The sequence below is a fragment of the Bradyrhizobium betae genome (assembly GCF_050632175.1).
Lineage (GTDB): Bacteria > Pseudomonadota > Alphaproteobacteria > Rhizobiales > Xanthobacteraceae > Bradyrhizobium > Bradyrhizobium betae_B.
Genome location: NZ_CP192576.1, coordinates 5,457,809 through 5,480,701, shown reverse-complemented (window position 1 = coordinate 5,480,701; position 22,893 = coordinate 5,457,809). Strand labels below are relative to the sequence as shown.

Sequence of the window (22,893 nt, the reverse complement as noted above, 5' to 3'; positions counted from 1 at the left end):
TCATCCCCGCCCCTTGAGCCAGTCCGTCATGATCCGCGACAGAGCACCGCGCAGATCCTCCCGGTCGATGGCGTCGATCACTTCGCCGACAAAAGCCTGGATCAGCAGCGCTTCGGCCTCCTTCTCGGGGATGCCGCGGGCCATGAGGTAGAACTTGAGCTGATTGTCCAGGGCGCCGGTGGTGGTTCCGTGTCCGCACTGCACATCGTCGGCGAAGATCTCGAGCTCCGGCTTGCAATTGGCAATCGCCTCATCGGACAGCAACAGCGCCCGCGCCATCATCCTGGCGTCGGTCTGCTGCGCGCCCTGCTGTACCGTGATCTTGCCCTGGAACACCGCGCGGGCCTCGTCATCGACGACGGCCTTGAAGACCTCGCGGCTTTGCGAGCCGGCTGCGACGTGATCGATGACCAGCGTGGTATCGGCGTGCTGCCGTCCGGCGAGCAGGCTCGCTTGATGGATTTGAGCATCGGTCCCCTTGCCGGCGAGCGTCACGAGGAGCTGGTTCCGCACAACGGCGCCGCCGGTCGTGAAACCAAACTCGCGATAGCGGGCGCGGGCCCCGATCTCGGCCTGGAGCGTCGCAATATGCAACGCAGCGGCTCCCTCGCAGGTCAGCTTGATGCGGTCGAACTCGGCGCCGTCCGCCACAATTAACTGAAGCGCGGTATTGACCTGATAGTCGGACAGGTCGGGACCCTCATGCGTCTCGATCAGGGTGACACGCGCCCGTTCGCCCACCTCGAGCCGGGAAGCCGTGAACATCGCCGATGCCGTGCCGGTCGTGGTGACGTAGGCAAGATGGATGGGTCGCTCGAGAACGACGTCGGGAGCAACCGCAATCACGACGCCGGAGGCCGCGAACGCACCATTGAGTAAGGCGGCCGGATCGCGCTCCGCGCCGCTCAAAAGAACCGGCTCGTCCGCGGCAAGAGCCTCGGTGGCCGAACGAATGCTGACCCCGGCTTCAAGGCCCGCGAGATCGGACAGGTCGGGGATGAACACGCCGTCGACGATGAGGAGCCGCCGCAACCCCAGATCGGCGAGCGCCAATCCCGGCACGGCGGCGGCCACTTTGCTCGCATCGGGCAGCGGGGCCAACGGCTTGGCATCACGCACGAGGCGCCGGAGATCGGTGTACTTCCAACCCTCCAACCGCGCGTGAGGCAGGCCGGACTCGGAGAAGCGGTCGAACGCCTCGAGCCGGAGCGCTTCGGTCCGGCTGCCGCCAGGCAACGTCTGGCGCGCTGCGGCAAACAGGTCGGCGAGCCCGATTTCGGCTGCAGTCTTCACAGGGCGAATCTCGGCGTTCATGGCGGTCAGGCCGCTTCACTTTGATACTGGGCGTAGCCGGTCGCCTCCAGCTCGAGGGCCAGCTCCTTGCCGCCGGTCTTCACGATGCGGCCGGCCGCGAGCACGTGCACGACATCGGGCACGATATAATCGAGCAACCGCTGATAGTGCGTGATGACGATCATGCCGCGGTCCACCGCCCGCAGCCGGTTGACGCCGTCTGCGACGATGCGGAGCGCATCGATGTCGAGACCGGAATCGGTCTCGTCCAGCACGCAGAGACGCGGCTCCAGGAGCGCCATCTGAAGGGTCTCGTTGCGCTTCTTCTCGCCGCCCGAAAAACCGACATTGAGGGGACGCTTGAGCATCTCCGGATCAATACTGAGTTGCTTGGCGAGTTCTCGCACGCGCTTCAGTACATCGGGTGATGACAGTTCTTCCTCGCCACGCTTCTTGCGCTGGGCATTGAGCGCGGTGCGCAGGAAGGTCAGCGTGGCGACACCGGGAATCTCAAGGGGATATTGAAAGGCCAGGAACAACCCTTTGGCGGCGCGTTCATCCGGCGCCATGGCCAGCAGGTCTTCGCCATTCAAATGCACTTCGCCACCGGTGATCTCGTAACCCGGCTTGCCTGACAGCACATAGGACAGCGTCGACTTGCCGGCGCCATTCGGCCCCATGATGGCGTGGACCTCGCCCTTGCCGACGCAGAGGTCGAGCCCATTGAGAATCTGGCGGCCATCGATCTCGGCCTTGAGCCCACGGATGTCCAGGAGCGCCGTCATCACACTTCTCCTTGCGTCTCGCGTTCGGCCATCATCAGCCTACGCTACCTTCGAGCGAGATCGAGATCAGCTTCTGCGCTTCCACCGCGAACTCCATCGGCAGTTGCTGCAGCACGTCCTTGACGAAGCCGTTGACGACGAGGCCGACAGCCTCTTCCTGGCTGAGTCCGCGCTGGATGCAGTAGAACAGCACGTCCTCGGAGATCTTCGAGGTCGTCGCCTCGTGCTCGAACGTCGCGGACGAGTTCTTGGCCTCGATGTACGGCACGGTGTGCGCGCCGCATTTGTCGCCGATCAGCAGGGAATCGCACGCCGTGAAGTTGCGCGCACCGGTCGCCTTGCGATGCGCCGTGACGAGGCCGCGATAGGTGTTCTGCGACTTGCCGGCGGCGATACCCTTGGAGATGATCCGGCTCGACGTGTTCTTGCCGAGATGGATCATCTTGGTGCCGCTATCGACCTGCTGATAGCCGTTCGAGATCGCGATCGAGTAGAATTCGCCGCGCGAATTATCGCCGCGCAGGATGCAGCTCGGATATTTCCAGGTGATCGCCGAACCGGTCTCGACCTGGGTCCAGGAGATCTTGGAATTGTCGCCCCGGCAGTCGCCCCGCTTGGTGACGAAATTGTAGATGCCGCCCTTGCCTTCCGAATTGCCGGGATACCAGTTCTGCACCGTCGAATATTTGATCTCGGCGTCGTCATGGGCGACGAGCTCGACCACGGCGGCGTGCAACTGGTTCTCGTCGCGCTGCGGCGCGGTGCAGCCTTCGAGATAAGAGACGTAGGAGCCCTTGTCGGCGATGATCAGCGTGCGCTCGAACTGGCCGGTGTTGCGCTCGTTGATACGGAAATAGGTCGACAGCTCCATCGGGCAGCGTACGCCGGGCGGCACGTAGACGAACGAGCCGTCGGAGAACACCGCCGAGTTCAGCGTCGCGTAGAAATTGTCCGAGGTCGGAACCACCGAGCCCAGATATTTCTGCACCAGTTCGGGGTGCTCGCGGATCGCCTCCGAGATCGGCATGAAGATCACGCCGGCCTTCTTCAGTTCGGCCTTGAAGGTGGTCGCAACCGAGACCGAGTCGAACACCGCGTCGACCGCGATCTTGCGCCTGTTGGGGTCCTGCTCGCCGGGTTTAGGCTCGACGCCTTCGAGCATGGCGACTTCCCGCAAGGGGATGCCGAGCTTCTCATAGGTCTTCAGGATCTCGGGATCGATCTCGTCGAGCGAGGTGATCGTCTTCTTCGGCTTCGGCGCCGAATAGTAATAGAGGTCCTGGAAGTCGATCTTGGGATAGTCGACGCGGGCCCAGGTCGGCTCGATCATGGTCAGCCAGCGCCGATAGGCCCCGAGCCGCCACTGCAGCATCCAGGCGGGTTCGTTCTTCTTCTCGGAGATATATCTTACGATGTCTTCCGACAGCCCTTTCGGGGCCTTCTCGGATTCAATTTGTGTTTCGAATCCATAGCGATACTGATCGACGTCGATGCCGCGGACCCGCTCGATCGTTTCCTGAACCGCTGCCATCTATTGCTCCGTACGCGAAATCGATAGACCGGCAACGCTCCGCGCGCGATGCGTACGCGCCCGGTTGGCCGCGTGGGCGATGACCCGCGTCACATGCCGTTCGGGACCGGTCACGAGTTGGCCCAATTGCATGGCCCGGCGCAGGACCTGTGCCGGCAGCGTTTCGATCCAGCCCAATGGTCCAGAGCGCGTCATCGGCCCGCTCTAAGCCGGAACGCAAGTGTCGGGTACGGGGCAGACGACGGCGCATTGCGCCGTATCGAAATGCCCTTCGCACTCCGTGCACTTCTTGGGATCGATGACGTACATGTCGCGCTTGAGGCTGATCGCGGCGTTGGGGCATTCGAACTCGCAGGCACCGCAGACCGTGCATTGCGAGGCGATGATCTTGTAGGCCATGTGGTGCGGCTCCTCGACCGAGCGATGTCATTCGACATCACCCTTTCAAAGGCCGTGCCAACCGCGAGAGGCCTGAAATCCAACAGCTATTCTTGCTATCGCGTTGTCATGGGCCAGACAGCGTGTCGCATCTGCGACATGCGCTGTCAGAGCCGCTTGACCTCGATGTCGTACTTCTTCAGCGCGTAACCGATCTGCCTCGGCGTCAAGCCGAGCAGACGCGCCGCTTTCGCCTGGACCCATCCGGACTTTTCCATCGCCGCAAGGACGCGATCGCGGTCGGCCAGTTTGGCGACACCGGACGCGTCAGGCGCCGAGAGTGCGACAGGCTCGGCGGTTGCCGGCGACGGCGCAATGGCGCCGGACCCTGTTGGTGGCGCGGACCGTATCGTCGATAGCGGCACGATCGGCAGGGAGCGCTGCGCCGGTACGTCAGATCCGCCATTCCACAAGATCGCCGACAGGCACTGGCCGTGGGAGCAGGCAAAATCGCTCCTGACGATCTCACGTCCCGGCGCCAGCGTCGCCGTCCGCTGCACGCAATTCTCGAGCTCGCGCACATTGCCCGGGAAGCCGCAATTCATCAGGACTTCAACAGCATGCGAACCGAAGGTCAGCTCCCGGCCGTTTTCGACGTTGAAGTTCCTCAGAAACTCGCCCGCCAACAGCGGGATATCGCTGCGCCGCTCTCGCAGCGGAGGCAATATCATCGGCACGACGCTGATGCGATAGTAGAGATCAGCCCGAAACTCGTTACGCGCGACCGCTTCTTCGAGATTGCGGTTGGTGGCGGCAATGACGCGGACGTCGACCTTGATGGTCTGGTTTCCGCCGACACGCTCGAATTCCTGCTCCTGCAGCACACGCAGGAGCTTGGCCTGGAACGAGGCGGAAATCTCGCCGATCTCGTCCAGGAACAACGTGCCCCTGTCGGCGAGCTCAAACCGCCCCTTGCGGGCATTGAGCGCACCGGTAAACGCGCCCTTCTCGTGGCCGAACAATTCCGACTCCAGCACCGATTCCGGCAGCGCCGCACAATTGATCTTGATGAACGGCCGCTTGGCCCGCGGCGACAATTCGTGAATGGCCTTGGCAATCAGTTCCTTGCCGGTTCCGGACTCGCCGCGCAACAGCACCGTCGAATTCGATTTCGCGACGATGGCAATCTTCTCCAGCAATGCGCGCAATGCCGGGCTGTCGCCGATGATACCTTCCACGTGGACTTTCTTGCGGTCCCGCTGCGGCTTGAGTTCGGACAGTTCCTTTTGCAGCCGATAGCTTTCATGCATCAGCCGCTCACGGTCCTGCGCCACGACGCGGTGCAGCTTCACAGTCTGCCCGACCAAATTGGCGATCATGGTCAACAACCGGACGTCCGAGTCGAGCCGGAACACCGATCGCTCGTCCCAGATGCGGTCGATCGTCAACGTACCGACGACCCTGGCGTCGATACGGATCGGAACACCAATGAAGGAGACGCGCGTTGCTTCGGAGGCTCCGAGCACCTCCATGTCGGCGGGGCTAAAGGCAGGATGGGCCGCGATGCTTTCTGCAACCAGGGGCATGGCGGTCGCCACGATCTGGTCCACCGCCATCTGCGGTAGACGACTCCGGTAGCGCTCATCGCTTCCTTCGCTCCAGCCCGCGCCGACGGCAAGGTCCGGAATTCCGTCGTCAGCGAGCAGCGCCACAACGCCGTGACGCATTTGAAGGAACGATTGCAGGAGATTCACGACGCTGGCGAGCGTCGTCTCCAATCGCGTCGGCGCAGTCAATATCTTGGAGATCTCGAAGATGCCGGTGAGCGCGATCTCATTGATCGGCACGAGCGGCGCCGTACGCTGAACGTTCTCACGCGCGACTGCAGAAGTGGATTGCAGCATGACGGACTCCCCGTTGCTCTTTCCATCCTCCCCGATGCTTTCTTCAGATTTTGTCGTATTGTGGTTCATGTGCAATCGGAAGTCGCGCCCAACTTGTCAGCATCGCTGCAAAAAACTTCTGTGGTGCCTGCCCGCTTTCTCATCTGTTCCGCGGAATCGCCCCTCAAAAACCGCCGAACGTCCGAAAGCTGCTCCTCCGCCTTGATCTGACGCAAACTGCGCGATTTTTTCTTGCCCCCATTCGCTCAGACATGCTGGCCGCCATTGATCGGTACTTCGGCACCTGTGACGTAGCTCGCCGCCTCCGAGCATAGGAAAAAATCACCTTCGCAACTTCGTCGGGGGTGCCAACGCGGTGCATCGGTATGATCGGTGCGAGCAGCGCTTCGGTCTCCGGGGACAGGATATCGGTCTTGATCTCGCCCGGCGCGATCGCATTGACGCGAATTCCAAGGGGCGCGTAGTCGTGCGCCATTTCACGTGTCAGGCAGGCAAGCGCAGCCTTTGACGTCGCATAGGCCGTACCGGCGAACGGGTGCACACGGGAGCCGACGATCGAGGTGACATTGACGATCGCGCCGGAGCCCAGCTTGAGCTCGTCGAGCAAACCCCGGGCGAGCAGGATCGGTGCCAGCAGATTGACGTGAAATACGTCCATCCACGTCTCGACCGGTGTCGTCAGCGAGGTCAGCCGGCGGCCGTCAGCCGCCTTTGGCGAAATCCCCGCGTTGTTGATCAGTGCATGCAGTGGCGCGCCATTCAATCGTTCCTTGATCAAGGCGATCGCCCGCGGCAACGCGCGGTGATCGCTCAGCTCGACCTGAACATGATTGTCGGCGCCCGAATCCCAAGGGCATCGGCCGCCATCGAACGGTTGGCGGGAGCACGTAATGATGCGCCAGCCTGCGTCCGAGAACAGCTTTCCCGTGGCATGACCGATGCCGCGCGAGGCTCCGGTCAACACGAGGGTCTTCCCTTCCCGTGCTGCGCGCGCGACTTGTCGCCGTGGAATGGGCAGAGCGCAGCATCCGGTAGAACGGAAACATCGTCACGATTCAATGTATCGAGGGACAAGCAGGCTCCTGAACATGTTTCCCGAAAGGCGCATCGGTCACATCGCTAGCGATCGCTGCTGCAGGAATTGGGCCATGCCTTGCGAACGAATTGCGGCGGTTTTCTCCGCTTGTTGTCGGCTTCGCGACACGTTGGCAGGTTTACAACAGGAAGACGTTGGCTTCCGGACCACATGCTCCGGTGGTTGCGCATCATGCGTTCCTGAATGTTGCCGGGCGGTTGAAGGCTGATTTTCAACGATTCCAAATGGCCCGCCTCTTGCTCCCATTTATTCCAAGCTCATGCAGTGATCTTGCCTTGCGGAGACTGTGTCGCCCGCGTCCCGGCTTGACGCTCCTGTCTGCAAACGTGGTTTCAAATGGCTCAACCGAACGACCAACAACTCTTTGCCGTTATCCTCGGTACCAACGAGATCGCTTCCGCGATCGGCGTCCAGCTTGCGCATGTCGGATATTGTGTGGTGCTGTCGCACGATCCGGATCCGCCCGTGATCCGGCGCAAGATGGCATTCCACGACGCGCTGTTCGCCGACACCGCGCAGGTTGAAGATGTCATCGCCGAGCGCGTGGACGATGGTTTGCAGGTCTACCAGGCGTTGCGCCAGCCGTCGCAAGTCCTGGTCACCTGGCTCGGCTTGCTTGATCTGCTTCCGGTACGTCAGATCGATGTTCTGATCGATGCGCGCCTTCAAAAGCGCCGGATTACACCCGACCTCCGGCGCCTTGCCCGGTTGAGCATCGGACTGGGTCCCGGCTTCTCGTCGAACTTCAATTGCGATGTCGCGGTCGAGACCCGCCCCGGCAAGATCGGGCTCGTCACGGATCAGCACTGGACCGATGCCGCCGACAGCGTGGCAAGTTCGCTGGGGGATGTCGGCGCCGAACGCTTTGTCTACTCGCCGTTCGCGGGCCGCTGGCATACCCCGATCGAGATCGGCACCCGCGTCTACAAGGATCTCGTGCTTGGTCACCTCTCCGGCATTCCGGTGGTCGCACCGCGCGACGGCATCTTGCGTGGCATCGCGCGGGACGGCAGCGAAGTTCCGGCCGGCGTCAAGCTGCTGGAGGTCGATCCGCGCGGACGCCACGCTCAGTGGACCGGAATAGACCACCGTGGGCGGGCGATTGCGAACGCGACCTGCTCGGCCGTCAGGCTTCGCGCCGTCCGAAGCGCCACACAACGGAATCCGGCATGATCGTTTGCTCCTGCAACGTCATCAGCGATCACGACATCAGAAGCGTCGTTGTGTCGGCGGACGATGGTCTGTGTTCGGCTGCGCAGGTCTATGGTTGCCTTGGATGCACCGTCCGGTGCGGGCATTGCTCCCACTCCGTGAGGCGCATTCTCGCGGAACGATCGCTTGATTGCGCACAATATCCGGGGAGCGCGGAGATAGCCCCCCAGCCGTAGCGGTCCCAGCCTGCGACCGCTTCTCTTTACTCGTCCAGCAGATCCATCAGTTCCTCCACCCGGTCGAACGTATCCTCGTGCCCCCCGCCCGCGTAGACCACGCGATCGCCATCGCGCTGGAGCGACCGCGCCCTGGTCTTGCGCAGTCGCCCGGGGAGGAATGTCGCGGCGACGGCCTCAGGCCCGACATCGAGCCGGACGATGCCACGCCGCTTGCAATCGAGCCTGAGTCTCGCCGCTGCAAACAAATCGCGCGCCTCCGGGGGAGCTTGCCGAAACGGCGCGAGATCTCCTCCTCCAGATCCACCAGATCGTCTTCGTTCCGGCACCTCGCAGCGCGACCATAGATCTCGAGCCGCATCGCCTCGGATTGCACGTAGCCTTCGGGCAACGTGTCGGCACACGGCAGATTGAGATCGGGCACCCACAGAAAGGCGCCGGTGTCGTTGGCTCGCTCGGAGGCCAGCTTCAGGAGATGACTGTAGAGCACCGGTCCGAACACCTGGACATGCCCGGACTGCTGCTCCGAGAACAGATCGCCGGCGCCTCGAAGGTCCAGATCGCGCGCGCTGATGGCGAAGCCGGCGCCAGGCTTGCTGAACTCCTCGAGGACGGCCAGGCGCTTCTCGGATTGTTCCGAAGCCGACTCCGTCAGCAGATATGCAAAGGCGCGCGTTCCGCCACGCCCGACACGTCCTCTGAGCTGATGAAGCTGCGCGAGACCGAACTTCTCGGGCCAGCACACGACGATGGTGTTCGCGCGCGGAATGTCGAGACCGCTCTCCACGATATTTGTCGCGAGGAGAACATCGGCCTCGCCGTTGACGAAATTCATCATCCGTTCGTCGATCTCGTCGACAGGCAGTCTGCCATGGAGACAGACGATGCGGAGGTCGGGAGCCACCGATTGCACACGTGCCAGCATCGGCTCCAGATCCTGGATACGCGGGCAGATCAGAAAACTCTGTCCATTCCGCCTCCGCTCGCGAAGCAGGGCTCCGGCGATCGCCGCATCCGAAAGCGGAGCGATCTTGGTCACGATCGGAAGCCGGTGAACGGGCGGCGTCGCGATCACGCTGAGATCTCTGAAGCCTGCAAGTCCCGCAGCGAGCGTGCGAGGGATCGGCGTCGCGCTCATCCAGAGCGTATGCGCATTCTTCGCCAGCCCCGAAAGCTTGGCCTTTTCGGCCGCCCCGAAATGCTGTTCTTCGTCGATGATGACGAGCCCAAGATCGGCGAACTTCACGTCCTTCGCGGAGAGCGCTTGCGTGCCGACCACGACTTTCAGCCTGCCACTTCGCAAGCCCTCTTTCGTTTCTCTCGTCTCCGGGCCTGAGGTGGCCCGCGACAGGTTTCCGACTTCGATGCCGAGAGGACCAAAGCGTTTGCGGAAGGTTTCGACATGCTGACGCGCCAGGACCGTCGTCGGCACCGCGATCGCCACCTGTTTCCCTGACAGCGCCACCGCGGCCGCCGCGCGCAGCGCCACCTCGGTCTTTCCAAATCCGACGTCGCCGCACACCACCCTGTCCATGGGATGACCTGCCGCCAGATCGTCGAGAACGTCCTGAATGGCCTTGGCCTGGTCGACCGTGGTGAAATACGGAAACCGTGCGACGAACCTTTCATAGGCCTGCCCTGGCGCGACCAGCTTGGGTGCGCGGCGGCGATGGCGCTGGCTGATGTGCTTGGCGAGCGCCTTGGCGGCGACCTGAATTTCCGCTTCGGCCTCGGTCCGGCGTGCCCACCATGTGCTGCCGTCCGCCTTGTCCCGCGTCAGCTTGCCGGGCTCCGCTGCATACGGCCAGATCAGGGCAAGATCGGCCGGCGGCACGAGAACGGCGTTGTCGCCTGCGAACGCCAGCCTGACCATCTCGCGCCGCGCCCCTTCCCCATACTGAATATCTGCAAGCCGTCGAGCACGGCCAGGCCGCGCTGCAAATGGACCACCGCCGTGCCGCGCGACGGCACGTCAGGATGATCGAACGCGGTGGTCCACGCCTTCGCCATCGGCTGCGGATGATGGGCCCTGCTGCCGAGCACGTCGGATGCCGTCACGACGACCATGGGCTTGCGGCCGGCCCCGATGAAGCCGGCATCGAAGTCAGCCAGCAGCGCCGTCTCGCGATCCCGTCCCTTGGTCGCGTCGTTCCAATCGCCACAGCGCTCCGCCTTGATGCCGCTCATCCGCTCCATCGCGCGAAGGTCGTCCTCGACCGCCGCGACGAGGAGCAGTTGCGATCCGGCGCTTTGCATATCGGCAACAAACGCGCGAAGGATCTTTCTTGGCGAGGCTGCCTTCGAGAAATCCGGGGTCGGGGTGAAGGCCGACTTTTGCGGCAGCACGCTCATGCGCTTCTTCAGCCGCTTCCAGTCCGCCTGTCCCAGATACTCGCGCTCCGCATCCCTGCGGCCGGCCGCCTCCTCGATCGTCCCGAGCCAGCTCTCGGCGTGGGCCAGCACGCCGGCATCAGCGATCCACCGCGCACGGCTGCAATAATCCGGCAGCGTCGCCCGCTGTCCGCGCTTGTTCCCAAACGCAATCCGCTCGGACATCGGATCGATCAGCAGTTCCCTGGTCTCGAACAGGACCTCATGTTCCACCGGATCGACGGCGACGATTCGGCGGAGAGCGCCGTCGGAATGCTCGATCCTGAACGGACCAAGCGCGCCGGCGGGAAACACTTCGAACGTCTTGCCGTGGAACAGGACGCCTCCCGGATAATCCGCCTCTTCGTCGAGATCGTAGCCGAGAGCTTCGAGGCGACGCTCCAGCTCCTGCTCGGAATAGGCCGCGCCCACCTTCAGGCTGAGGCTGGTCTTCGACCAGCTCGCCTGCAGCGGCAGCCGCTCCATGATGGCCTCTGCGGTGGACACCAGGAAGACAGGCTTCTTCGTCTTGGCAAGACGCCGCAACACTGAGCTCCGCCGGCCCGCGATCTCCCGTGACGGCTCCAGACCGTCGAACGGCAAATTGTTGAGTCGCGGGAACACCAGTGCCTCGACCGAGGGATCGAGCGCGTGGATCACGCCCCCCAGCCGCTCCGCCCTGCTCTCGTCATCGCAGAGGAAGACGAGGCCGTCGCGGCCGGACTTGCTCCATTGCTCAAGCAGATGGAGAGCCAGCATGCCGAGAGGCGATGAGGAGGAGATCGCGGAACGGGATGTCGTCTTGCTTTTCTTGGGCGCAACCTTTACGGCGCGGGCTTTCTTGGTGGCCGCCAATTTGTATCCATCATTGTTTCGTAACAATAGGCGTGCGACGGCGAGCCCTCAGTCGAGCTCCGTCCATAACGCACGCGGGGCCCCGAGGCCCAGGGACGTCATTACAATTTCGCGATGGCATTGGAAAGCGGAGACGCAAGCTTTAGGAAGCGCTCCTTGGAAAACGGTCTCTTGGAAACGGCCTGACGGCAACCGGAGGCTATTGCAGGACCTTTGGCAGCACCACGACCACGTCGACGCTCTGCTTGAGGATTTGCGTCGCGACCACGGCGAGGTGATGCGAAAATTCGTCTTCGATCTCGCTCGCACAGTCTTCGTCCCTGGCGATCGCAAACAGCAGATTGCCGTCGATTTCGTCGAATCGGATTCCGGCGAAGAGGCGATCAAACGTCTCGGCACCCGCAATGGACGCGATTCGCGCCTGGATGGCCTGATCTTCGACGAGGGACAGTTTCATCATGTGCAATGAGATATAGCCGGGCCGCTCGAATGCAAGCGCTGGCACGGCGGGCTGGTCGAACTATATTTGATGATATCGTCCCGCCTGATCGTCGTCCGCCCTTGAGGAAAATCTTGATTCTCTTTCTGCTGCTGATCTTCCTGCCGATAGGACTGTCGGCCGGTCGCTACTTTGTGTTCGGCGATGGCCGCGGCAATTGGCAGACAGCGGATCGATCGAGCGCCGGCCTGCTGCAGCCCGCATCCGCCAGTCCGGAGGCGCTGATCCGGGTCTTTGCGGCGCGCACGGTACGCTGGCGCGGCATTTTCGCCGTGCACACCTGGATCGTCGTCAAGGACAAGGGCGCCGCGACTTACAACCGATACGATTATACGGCATGGGGTGATCCGATCCGCAGCAACGGGTTCGCGCCCGACGGCCGCTGGTTCGGCGCCATGCCCGAAACCGTCGTGGCGGTCGACGGCACACTCGCCGAAGAGCTGATTCCCAAGATCCGGCACGTCGTCGAAACCTACAGGTTCCGCGCCTATGGCGATTACAGCGCCTGGCCGGGACCGAATTCCAACACCTTCGTGCAGGCGACTTTGGACGCCATCCCCGAGCTTCGTGCTGTCCTTCCTCCAACTGCCGTCGGAAAGGATTATCCCTACAGCGGACGCTGGGTCGGCATCACCCCGTCCGGCACCGGCCTCTACGCCTCGCTTTCGGGTTACCTCGGAATGACGGTCGGCTGGATCGAGGGGATCGAGGTCAATTTCTTCGGGGCGGTGCTCGGCGTGGACATCCGGCGGCCAGCTCTCAAGCTTCCCGGCATCGGCCGGCTTGGCATAGCGGCTGGCTTCTAGCGCCACCGCCGGCACCCTCACGCCGATACGCCGAACAGATTTCCGAAAACAACCCCATGCACAGTAGAACAGCCACCGGCCGGTTGCCGGCCGTGGCGCGGCCCAAGCTGCGGTGAGATCTGTTGAATCCCGGTAAATTGCCGACGCCGGGTATCACCTGACTCATGTTCCGCGCCCGAGGCACCGAATTAACAGTTTAGTAACAATGTGGGCCCGCCTCGGCTGCATTAATCCAAATCGCAGCCTTCCGGTGTCTCGACCACCACGACCCTGCTATAACCGCGCCGATCCGGCTCGATCGACTTTTCCGGGCCATCTCGTTTCCCTGGTCATTTATGAATAAGCCCAGCAACACATTCGATATCGCCATCGAGCAGGCGTTCGATTTTCTGTCACCGGAATACGCGGAGCTGTTCGACAGCTCGGCCGCAACCGCGTTTCAGCATCCGCTCTGGCTGGACGGCCTCTATGCCAGGCTCGCCTCCCATGCGGGAGCCAAGAAGCTCGTCGTCGTCGTTCGTCACCGCGCGACGGGGGCGCTGGCGATGGTGCTGCCCCTGCTCCGAATCCGCCGCGGTCCGGTCCGCACCGTTGAATTCGCCGATCTGCGTGTTTCCGACTATCTGGCGCCGGTCTGCAGTCCCGAGGTGTTTTCCAGTCTGCTGGAGGACGAAGCTGCATGCGAAGAAATTCGGCGCCTCGTCAGGCCGTTCGACCTGCTCCGCATGACCAAGCTGCCGGACGGTCGGCTCCCGATCGAAAGTCTCCTGGGCTCACCGCGCCGGGTGTCGATGGATACGAATGCCTATGCGACCGTGCTCGTCGCCCCGTTCGAACAATGGCGCGCCAGCACACTGGATCGCTCCTATCAGAAGGAGCTCGCCAAGAAGTATCGCCAGCTCCAGAAGAAGGGCGAGTTGAGCTTTTCATGCTGTGATGACAGCGCGTCCATTCTCGAGGCGATGGACGCGATGAAGCAGTTTCGCGGCCCGCGATTTCAGGCACAGGGCGACGGAGACCTGCTCCAGCGTCCCGAATATTACGACTTCTATTCCGGCATCGCGCTCAGCGGCCTCGGCTCGTTGGTCCGGCTCTATGCCATAAAGATGGACGGCAACGTGATTGCCGCCGTGCTGGGCCTGTGCCACCGCGGCAGCTTCCTCATCATCATGAGCGCGTTCGACATTGCGGGGTACAAGAGCCAGTCCCTGGGATCCCTGATGTTCGAGCAGGTCGCGAGGGATTGCATCGAGCGCGGCGATCAGATGCTCGACTTCACCATTGGCGACGAGCCCTACAAGAAATTGTTCGGTGGGCAACCTTCGCCCATGTGGATGGTGACGCAAGCCGGCAGCACCGCAGGTGCCATCAGCCTGTTCGCGCTGAAACAGGCTCCCTGGCTCAAGCTGGCGGCCAAGCGGCTATCCGATTTCAGGCTTTTGCCGGCCCGCACCCCAACGCCCACGGGCTGACCGGCGGGCGGGTAATCGGGCGCAGACTTCAGGCGCGCAGCGCACCGCGAACACGTCCGAGCCAGCCCGGATTCATCTGATCGACGCGGTGCGTGAGACTGCGCCGCAGGAAGTGCAGGCGACGCCGCACATCCCATCCGATATCGCTGCGGGACGTCAGGGCCTCGCGGAAGCGCGCCATCTTCAGCGATTGCTGATCTGCCGCGACCTTGTCGGGATCGGAATAGAACTGCGATATCTTCTCCGATCCCATACCCGCGCTTGCAAGCCAACGCGGTGCGTATTCGGTGCAGAGACGATCGACGTCCACCAGCAGGCGGGCGACGCCCGTGCCGGCGGCGGGACAATTGGTCTGGAACGCATCGCCGATGAGGACGATTCCCGGCTGCAAGTGTCCCTCCACCATGGTCAGGTCCATCACCCAGTTCTGGACCTTGTCGGTCACGCGGAAGTCGCCGAGGTAAGGCCATAGTCCCGGCAGCAGGCGCAAAACGGTCGCCTCCGGTTCGCGGCGCAGCTCGCGCATGATCGGATCGGTCGGGTCGCGGAACATGAAGAGATTGGCCCGCATGCCTGATGGCACGGGAAACAGGCTGAGATAGTCGATCCCATCTGCCGTGCGCTCGCCATAACAGGTCAGCGCCTCGAAATCGAACGGCGCGCCGTCCTTGCGGGCGATCGTGAAGCCGAATGAAACGGAGTGACGTTCGGCCAGCACGCGCCGCCTGATGCCGAGCTTGTAGCCGAGCGCGCTCGCCATGCCGGTGGCGAGAACGACAAGGCGCGCGTCCAGGCGCTTTCCGGAGGCCAGCTCGATATGCTGCACATCGTCGCTGCAGCTGATTGCGGTGACCTCGTCGACGATCAGACTGGACGGATCAGGTAATTGGCTACGCGCCATGGCGACGAGATTGGCGTAGGGAAGTCCGTAGGCTCGGCCGATGCTGACATCGACCACCTTGCCTTCCCGGATATTGAGCACCTGATCGTACCGACAGGCGACGTTCGCGAGCGCGTCGAGGAAGCCCAGCTTGCGGAACATCTCCAGCTGCTGGCCGCCGATCTTCTCGACCCGGAATTCGTCCGGATGCACCGCGCGCTTGTCGACGAGAGCGACACGATGCCCCGCCCGCGCAAGCACTGCAGCGGCAAGCGATCCTGCGAGGCCGCCGCCGACGATCGCGATATCAGCGACAATCGTCGCGGTTCCGGCAATACCGCCCGGCTCGGTCACGGCTCTATCGGTCGTCATGGTCTGGGCTCCACGGTCAGCTGTGGTTCCATGTGCAATTCTCTCGCCTGATGTCCTATCGCAACGTCGGAGGCGATCATTTCCAGAGATTGAGGTTAATGGGATGCGGGACAAACCTGTCCCGGCACGCGCCTTGCTCGGAACAGTCTAGAAATCCCGTTCTCTCGTCCGATCGGCAGTGCCAATCCCTCTCTCAGGACCATTCCGAAGCTCGAACGGCCGAACACCGACCGGCTCCGCCTCTTATCGCGCGTCGATGCAGCATCGATCCGGGACAAGCGGCACGCAGCTGTTCCACGGTGACGCAGCAACTTACGACCTTCGTCGACCACAGGCGACTGGCTCAACGGAGCGCGCATTAACACTCGTGATTTTCCGCCATGCTAGGTTGGCGCTGTACTTGAAACCGGTATCTTCGCGGGACGCCGCGTATCTCTGATGATCACTACCATTGTTCAGTTTCTGCGGCGCGACGTAACGCGCGGTGTCGTCGGGACCATCCTGCTCAAGGTTGGCAGCGGCGCACTCGCGTTTGCGTTGTTCTCGCTCGCGGCGCGAACGATGACGCCGGACGGATTCGGCATCTTTGCGACCTGGCTTTCAGTTGCGCAGATCGCGGCGGTCGTCGGGCTGGTCGGCCAGGAATCGCTGCTGGTACGATTTCTGAATGAGTATCAGGTCGGAGACAGGCCCGACCTCGCCAAAGGCGTCCTGCTCTCGAGTATGAAGATCGCCTGCGTCGCGATGCTGATCGCGATCGCCGCAGTCGCACTGGTCGCGAATCTCCGGGGCGATTGGTGGCTGCTGATCCTCGCGGTCTCGGCCTACACGGCCGTGAGCGCCGGACTGATGCTTGGCAGCCAGATCGCGCGTTCGCTGGTCAGCATTCTCATGGGCGAAGGCAACCGCGAGTTCTTCTGGCGGGTGATCGTGGTCTTGTTCCTGCTCGCAATGCTGCTCGGCCACAAGCAGCTCGATCCCACCGAGCTGATCGCGGTGATGACGATCGCCATGTCGTTGGGCCTTGTCGCGCAGATCGTTGCGATCGCGCGGGCGCTGCCGGATCTGCGCAGTACGACCGCGCGTTCCGAGAGATCGCGCTGGCGATCGAGCTCGTTTCATTTCTGGATCGCGTCGATCCTTGAAGTCGCAAACCAGTATTTCGATGTCATTCTGGTCTACTGGATGATGGATCCCGCGACCGCAGGCATCTACTTTGCGGCGTCACGCCTCGCCAACATCTTCGCCATGTTGTCCGCCGCGTTGTACACGTTCGGTGCGCGCCGGCTTCCGTCGCTGTACTTCAGCAAGAACCACGGGGAATTCGAGCGAACGTTAAGGCTCATGGCGGAGGTGACGGCGCTCTGCGTGGCTGCCGGCCTCGCCCTGATCTGGATTGGCGGCCCCTATCTGCTCAATCTGTTCGGGCCGCATTTCACCGCGCAGCACTCAGTCCTGATCGTGCTCGCGATCGGAACGGCCATCCAGGCTGCAGGCGGCCCATCCGCGGCAATCCTGCAGCTGACCGGCCATGAGCGCATCTACGTCCCGGTCGTCGCCGCGAACGTGGCGCTGCGATTGGTCGGGTTTGTCGTGCTGATTCCCTGGCTCGGCGTGCTGGGTGCGGCGATCGCGGCCACCGTGTCACTGGCGCTCACGACCGTCGCCCTCAACATCCTGTGCCGCAAGCGAACCGGGGTCGATCCTTCGGTTCTCGTGCTTCTGCGCTTCTCTGCATGGAAGCGAGGAAGCTACGCGGTCCGCGGCGCCGACTCGGCCGAATAGGCGCGGGCACTGCCAATTGGTTAACGAAAGCGCTGCACGCCATCCTGAAACCGGCGCAATTCCCGCAAGAACAGGCCAATGGGCAGGTTCCGCATTAACTCCGTTTGTTGCTAATCGATGTCTGCGCCGGGCCTGCGTGATAGGTACGGGATTAAGAAGGTGAAGAATTCGTTTCTTTTTTAGCGGGTCGGAATCCGTGCTCCACTACCAGCCGAACAAGGACGAGACCACCGCGGCAGCAGTCGCGCCGCTGAACGGCGGCGAACGTAGACTGCACGTCCTTCTCGTCCAGACTCAGGCCGAGAACGCGGGTGCGCAGGAGATTTCGAGACTGTTGGGCGCCGGTCTCTCCGCGCGCGGGCATCGCGTGTCCAACCTGTTCTTCTTCCGCAAGTCGGACTCGTTCGACGAGCCGCCGGACACGTTCTACTGCGCGACGAGCCGGCCGGGCAATCCGCTGGCGCTGCTGCGCATGCTGTGGAGGCTCGGCGGCCATATCAGGACGATCAGGCCCGACGCCGTCCTGACATTCCAGCATTTCGGCAACGTCATCGGCGCAGGCATGACGCGCCTCGTCAGCCGCGCGCCGGTCGTCGCGAACCAGGTTTCATCCGCGCTGGCGATGAGCTGGCCGGTCCGCACCGCCGACATCGCGATGGGCAGCACCGGGTTCTTCGACTGCATCACGCTCAACTCGCAGGACATGGAGCGCGAATATTCGCACTATCCCGCGGCCTACCGGTCGCGCATGGTGCATGTGCCGCACGGCTTCGAAGACAAGGCGCTGGTCTTGTCGAAGGACGACGCGCGGCAAAACTTCAATCTGCCGCCGGACCGAGTCCTGCTCGGCTGCGCGGCGAGGCTGCACCCCCACAAGCGGCTCGATGCGGCAATACGGCTGTTGCCGGCCGAACCGTCCTGGCATCTCGCGCTGGCCGGCCAAGGGCCCGACGAGACGCGACTGAGGCAGCTCGCGGATTCCTGAAGGTCTCGGACAGATTGCATCTGCTCGGCGAAATCGCTCCGCGCCAGATCGCCGGCTTTCTCGCCTGCCTCGACGTGTTCGTGTTTCCGACGCTGGCCGAAACCTTTGGTCTGGCCGCTGTCGAGGCCGCAAACGCCGGCGTTCCCTCCGTCGTCACGGATCTTCCCGTGCTGCGCGAGGTGCTGTCCTTCGAAGGAAAGCCTACCGCGCTCTTTGTCGATACCTCGGATCAGAAGAAGCTGGCGGCTGCCGTCTCCAGGCTCCTGTCCGACCAGGCACTGCGCGACGAACTGCAACACAACGCCAAAGGGCTGAGGTTGCGCTATTCGGTCGACGCGATGGTGGAGGAATACGTTCGAATCCTCGGCCAGGTGATCTGACCATGCGCTTTGAACGGGTTGGCTCGACATGATCATCGAGTTTCGCTGCGAACGTGACCATGCGCGGCGGTGGATGCACCGCGAGACGCTCTCGATCGACGGCCGGGACGTTCCGGTTCAGATCGCGTGGACGGCGACCACCGAGCCGCGGCCCGCAGGTCTCGACGCGCTGTTCGGGCTGGAGCGCCTGGTGCTGCACAAGGGCAGGCCCGGCGGCGCCGACAGGCTGACGATCACTCCCGACCAGGCGCAGGTGCGTACCGGCACGGCCGACGTGGTTGTCGATTTCACGAACGCCGTACGCGATCCGAACTGTTCTGCCCGGCTCTATCTACGCCCCTTGTTCAACGGATCCGCGGGCGAAAACGCCGCACTCGCCGCCGTTCTCGGCGGCGACCTGCCCGTCATCGAGATCGTCAACGAGATCGACGGTGCCATGCTCGATCGTGGCCACCCGTCCGCAGAGATTGCGGCCGGCCTGAGCGGCGGGCTCGAAACGATCATGGCACGAATAATGACCATGGTGGCTGCAATCCTGTCGGGACGCCCGCGCATCGTGCCGCAGCTGGCGCGTCCCGCACGGAACGGCAACGGGCGTGGGCCGGCAGCCTACGTCGCGCGCGGCCTCGCCGTATCGATCGCCAAGGAGATCTATCGCCTCTGCTGCTATGCCCCGCATTGGCACGTCGGATGGCGCTTCAATGACGGCGCAGGTGTCTGGCAGACCGGCGATCTTTCCGGACCCACATGGAACGTGCTGGGCGATCCCGGAAACCATTTCTATGCCGATCCCTTTGCCATCACCTGGCAGGGGCGAACGTTCGTCTTCTTTGAAGACCTCGATCACCGGATCGGAAAAGGCATCATCTCAGCGATCGAGTTCGGCGACACCGGGCCGATCGGCGACGTCGTGCCCGTGCTGGAGGAGCCGTGGCATCTCTCCTATCCATTCCTGATCGAGGATGACGGCGAGTTGTGGATGATCCCGGAGAGCTCGCTCCATGGCGACGTCGCGCTCTACAAATGCGTCCGGTTTCCGGACAAATGGGAGCGGCACGCGACGCTGCTCTCCGGCCTCGAGATCGCCGACGCGACGATCACGCGGCACAACGGGCTGAACTATCTGTTTGGAGCCTGGCGCGACGGAACCGGCGGCTATTCGGATCTCGCTGGCGATCTACTACGCCGACCACCTGCTCGGCCCCTGGACGCCCCATGCCAGCAACCCGGTCATGATCGACCGCGCGAGCACGCGGCCGGCGGGGAATTTCGTCACCATCGACGGCAAATTGTGGCGGCCGGTGCAGGATTGCGCCGACGGATATGGTGCTGCGCTCGCTCTGGCGGAGATTGTCGAACTGTCGCCGACGACGTTCAAGCAGATCGTCCGCCACTCGCTCAAGCCCGGACCGCTGTGGCCCGGACGAAAGCTGCACACGCTGAATCGCTGCGGCCGGCTCGAAGTCATCGACGGATCGCGCGTTCAACCCAAGACCCGCGCCTTCGCAGCCAAGTTCCCGTCGGCGGTCCTGCCCCCGCGGACCAGCCCGCACACGGCCTGAACGACATCCGCCTCGCGCGCTAGAACTGCACCCCGCGCGTCAGGGCGCCGTCGACGACGAGATTCGTCCCCGTAATGAAGCTCGCGGCGCGGCTGGCGAGGAAGACGGCGGCGTTGGCCATTTCCTGCGGCGTGCCCATCCGCCCCGTCGGATTGAGTGCTAGGGCCGTCTTGTAGAGCTCGGGATTGTTGTCCTTGATCATGTTCCAGACCCCGCCCTCGAAATAGGTATTGCCCGGCGAAACCGAGTTGGCGCGAATGCCCTTGCCGGCGAGCTGATTGGCGAGACCTTGCGTGTAATGGATGATGGCGGCCTTGAAGGTGCCGTAGGGACCGGCGGCGAAATCGACCTCGCGCCCCGAGACGCTCGATATGGTGACGATCGCGCCGGCAGCGCTCTTCTCCAGATAGGGCATGGCTGCGTTCACCAGCCGGACCGTGCCCATCATGTCGGTCGCAAACTCCTTCTCCCAGCTTTCGTCGTCCTGGCCGATCGCGAGCGCACTGACATTGGCGACGACGACATCGATGCCGCCGAGCTTCGAGGCCATATCGCCCACCCAGGCCTTCAGGACGGCGGCGTCGGCAACATCGACCGCACCGCCATAGGCTGCAACGCCCTTGGCCTTGAGCGCAGCGACCGTGCTCTCGACCTCGGCCAGATTGCGGGAGCACACGCCGACATCGGCGCCTTCGGTGGCGAACGTCTCGGCGATCGCGCGGCCGATTCCCTTGGTGCTTCCCGTGACGAGAACCTTGGCGCCCTTGAGTCCCAGATCCATGGCCGAATTCCTTTTCCTGGTTCAGTAATTGTTCGCGACCGCCTTGATCAATCCACGATAGCTGTGCGGCATGCGCATCGACACCAGATCCTTTCGCCGCACGACGTTGGTCGGATAGACGCTGTCGAGATTGGTGGTGTCGACCAGCGCGGTTGCAAGGCCCGTGCCGTCGGCCGCGATCGCCTCCCCCGCGGGAACGCGAACGTGTCGGGGCCGAACACCCCGCTCAACCCGGGATAACCGCGCTCGGGATCGACGACATTGGCGAAGGCGAAGAAAAGGTTGTTCTCGCCGGCGCGAACCCGGAAATGATGCCAGTGATGCGGATCCGGCCCGGTCGGAATCGGTACCGGCTGATCGACCTGCGTGCCGGCGTGCGACGAACTGAAGCGCCCCTTGATCGCGGCGGGGCACGCGATGAGATCGCAGCCGCGCAACGCCAGCACCCGCCCCGCCTCCGGGAACGACGCATCGTGACCGATCAGCAGCCCGATCCGGCCGATCGGCGTGTCGACGACGGTCCAGTCGTCACCGGCGGTGGCCCAGCTGCGCTCGTCGGCCGTGAGATGTGTCTTGCGATACACCGCGATGCCACCGTCGGGCGCGACGAGGCAGGCGCTGTTGTAAAGCAGATCGCCGTCACGCTCGGCGAGGCCGCAGACGAGGTAGAGCCCGAGCTCGCTTGCAAGCTTGCCGAGGCTGTCGGTCGCCGGCCCCGGGATCGGTTGCGCCGATCTCGCGGGATCGGCCAATCCCGTCAGCGCGAGCTCCGGAAAGACCACGAGCTCCGCGCCGTCGTCCCTGGCCTTGCGCGCGAGCGCTGCGATCTCGCCGAGGTTCTGGCTGACGTCATCCCGAGGTGCAAACTGCGCGACGCTGACTTGCGACGTCTTGCCCGTCGGCCACGGCTCATGGCCATAGAGCCCAAAGAAATCGCGCGGATTCCAGCTGAACGTATCGGTGAGCAGTTCAGGGTAAAGCTCCGGCCGACGCTGTGCGAACACCGTCTCGCCGAGCACGCGGCGCGCGCGGGCGGCGCCAAGATCGATCTCCGACATCAGGACACCGTCGCCCTTGTCGAGCACGGCCGTCACCTGCCCGTCCGGCGCGATCACGCAGCTGCCGCCGCTGAACTGCACGGTGCGCTCCAGGCCCCATCGATTGCTCTCGATGACGTAGCAGCCGTTCTCGAAGGCGCGGCTGATCCAGTATGGCGCCGGCGTGCGCTCCGCCAGCCAGTTCGAGATATGGCAGATGACGTCCGCGCCGCCGAGCGCCATCAGCCGCGCGGTCTCGACGAAATGGATGTCCATGCAGATCAGCAGCGCGATCCGCCCGATCGGCGTCTCGAACACCTGGTTGTGCAGGTCGCCCGCCGCCGCCCATTTCGGCTCGGAGATATAGGGGTGCGTCTTGCGGTGGCGGCCGACGATGCCGCCGGGCCCGATCAGGACGGCCGTGTTGAAGTAGATGCCGTCCTCGTCGACCTCCGGCATGCCGACCACGATGTAACAGCCGTGCTTGCGCGCCAGCGCCGCAAAGCGGTTCGTGGTCGGCCCCGGGACCGTCTCGACGAAGGGAGCGACCTCGGCACGGTCGAACCAGCAATAGCCGGTCGTCCCCATTTCCGGCGTGACGATCAGCCTGGCACCGGCCGCCGCCGCCTGCTCGCAGAGTTCGAGCAGGCGCGCGATGTTGCGCTCCTGCTCGAACATGGTCGGTTCGAACTGGACGGCGGCAACCTTGTGCTTGGTGGACATGATCCGGATGG

Annotated in this window: 12 protein-coding genes and 5 pseudogenes; 6 read left to right on the top strand and 11 right to left on the bottom strand. The window is 63.4% G+C overall.

What is annotated here, in order from left to right:
- The 6 genes and pseudogenes from sufD to ACQ86E_RS26105 all read right to left on the bottom strand — a co-directional run bounded on the left by sufD (position 1) and on the right by ACQ86E_RS26105 (position 6,965).
- A complete protein-coding gene (gene sufD, locus ACQ86E_RS26130) occupies positions 1-1,314 on the bottom strand; it encodes a Fe-S cluster assembly protein SufD (RefSeq protein ID WP_431202434.1) in 1,314 nt (437 codons plus the stop codon).
- A 5-nt stretch (positions 1,315-1,319) separates the two neighbouring features.
- Positions 1,320-2,078 (bottom strand): Fe-S cluster assembly ATPase SufC, encoded by a 759-nt coding sequence (gene sufC, locus ACQ86E_RS26125; RefSeq protein ID WP_431202433.1) that lies wholly within the window; start codon positions 2,076-2,078, stop codon positions 1,320-1,322.
- Between the two features lie 34 nt (positions 2,079-2,112).
- A complete protein-coding gene (gene sufB, locus ACQ86E_RS26120; RefSeq protein WP_431202432.1) occupies positions 2,113-3,609 on the bottom strand; it encodes a Fe-S cluster assembly protein SufB in 1,497 nt (498 codons plus the stop codon).
- Between the two features lie 204 nt (positions 3,610-3,813).
- Entirely contained in the window at positions 3,814-4,008 is a 195-nt protein-coding gene (locus ACQ86E_RS26115; RefSeq protein WP_015687126.1) for a 4Fe-4S binding protein, read from the bottom strand.
- Positions 4,009-4,154: 146 nt separating this feature from the next.
- Positions 4,155-5,891, bottom strand: a complete 1,737-nt coding sequence (gene nifA, locus ACQ86E_RS26110) for a nif-specific transcriptional activator NifA (protein WP_431202431.1) — start codon at positions 5,889-5,891, stop codon at positions 4,155-4,157.
- 245 nt (positions 5,892-6,136) lie between these two features.
- Positions 6,137-6,965: pseudogene (locus ACQ86E_RS26105) on the bottom strand (SDR family NAD(P)-dependent oxidoreductase).
- A gap of 358 nt (positions 6,966-7,323) precedes the next feature.
- Between ACQ86E_RS26105 and ACQ86E_RS26100 the strand changes: the two are divergent.
- Positions 7,324-8,160, top strand: a complete 837-nt coding sequence (locus tag ACQ86E_RS26100; protein ID WP_431202430.1) for a xanthine dehydrogenase — start codon at positions 7,324-7,326, stop codon at positions 8,158-8,160.
- A gap of 241 nt (positions 8,161-8,401) precedes the next feature.
- On the opposite strand, the pseudogene ACQ86E_RS26095 reads toward ACQ86E_RS26100, so the two are convergent.
- Both ACQ86E_RS26095 and ACQ86E_RS26090 read right to left on the bottom strand, forming a co-directional pair.
- A pseudogene (locus ACQ86E_RS26095) lies at positions 8,402-11,504 on the bottom strand (DEAD/DEAH box helicase).
- 295 nt (positions 11,505-11,799) lie between these two features.
- Positions 11,800-12,060, bottom strand: a complete 261-nt coding sequence (locus tag ACQ86E_RS26090) for a hypothetical protein (protein ID WP_143846231.1) — start codon at positions 12,058-12,060, stop codon at positions 11,800-11,802.
- Positions 12,061-12,173: 113 nt separating this feature from the next.
- Here ACQ86E_RS26090 and ACQ86E_RS26085 point away from each other — a divergent pair, with 113 nt between their 5' ends.
- Together ACQ86E_RS26085 and ACQ86E_RS26080 are read left to right on the top strand one after the other, a co-directional pair.
- Positions 12,174-12,905, top strand: coding sequence for a DUF3750 domain-containing protein (locus tag ACQ86E_RS26085; protein WP_431202429.1), 732 nt, complete (start codon positions 12,174-12,176; stop codon positions 12,903-12,905).
- A gap of 335 nt (positions 12,906-13,240) precedes the next feature.
- The gene (locus ACQ86E_RS26080) at positions 13,241-14,377 is read left to right on the top strand and encodes a GNAT family N-acetyltransferase (RefSeq protein ID WP_431202428.1); all 1,137 of its coding nucleotides are present in this window, start codon (positions 13,241-13,243) and stop codon (positions 14,375-14,377) included.
- 28 nt (positions 14,378-14,405) lie between these two features.
- On the opposite strand, the gene ACQ86E_RS26075 is transcribed toward ACQ86E_RS26080, so the two are convergent.
- Positions 14,406-15,629, bottom strand: coding sequence for an FAD-dependent oxidoreductase (locus ACQ86E_RS26075; RefSeq protein ID WP_431202427.1), 1,224 nt, complete (start codon positions 15,627-15,629; stop codon positions 14,406-14,408).
- Between the two features lie 438 nt (positions 15,630-16,067).
- Here ACQ86E_RS26075 and ACQ86E_RS26070 point away from each other — a divergent pair, with 438 nt between their 5' ends.
- The 3 genes and pseudogenes from ACQ86E_RS26070 (at position 16,068) to ACQ86E_RS26060 (ending at position 20,341) form a co-directional block, all read left to right on the top strand.
- Complete coding sequence (locus ACQ86E_RS26070; RefSeq protein WP_431202426.1) at positions 16,068-17,414, top strand: lipopolysaccharide biosynthesis protein; 1,347 nt, start codon at positions 16,068-16,070, stop codon at positions 17,412-17,414.
- A gap of 196 nt (positions 17,415-17,610) precedes the next feature.
- Positions 17,611-18,779 (top strand): annotated as a pseudogene (locus ACQ86E_RS26065) (glycosyltransferase family 4 protein).
- A gap of 28 nt (positions 18,780-18,807) precedes the next feature.
- Positions 18,808-20,341: pseudogene (locus ACQ86E_RS26060) on the top strand (glucosamine inositolphosphorylceramide transferase family protein).
- Positions 20,342-20,360: 19 nt separating this feature from the next.
- Here ACQ86E_RS26060 and ACQ86E_RS26055 read toward each other — a convergent pair.
- Entirely contained in the window at positions 20,361-21,122 is a 762-nt protein-coding gene (locus ACQ86E_RS26055) for an SDR family NAD(P)-dependent oxidoreductase (protein WP_431202425.1), read from the bottom strand.
- Positions 21,123-21,143: 21 nt separating this feature from the next.
- A pseudogene (locus ACQ86E_RS26050) lies at positions 21,144-22,882 on the bottom strand (nitrilase-related carbon-nitrogen hydrolase).
- Positions 22,883-22,893 lie beyond the last annotated feature (11 nt).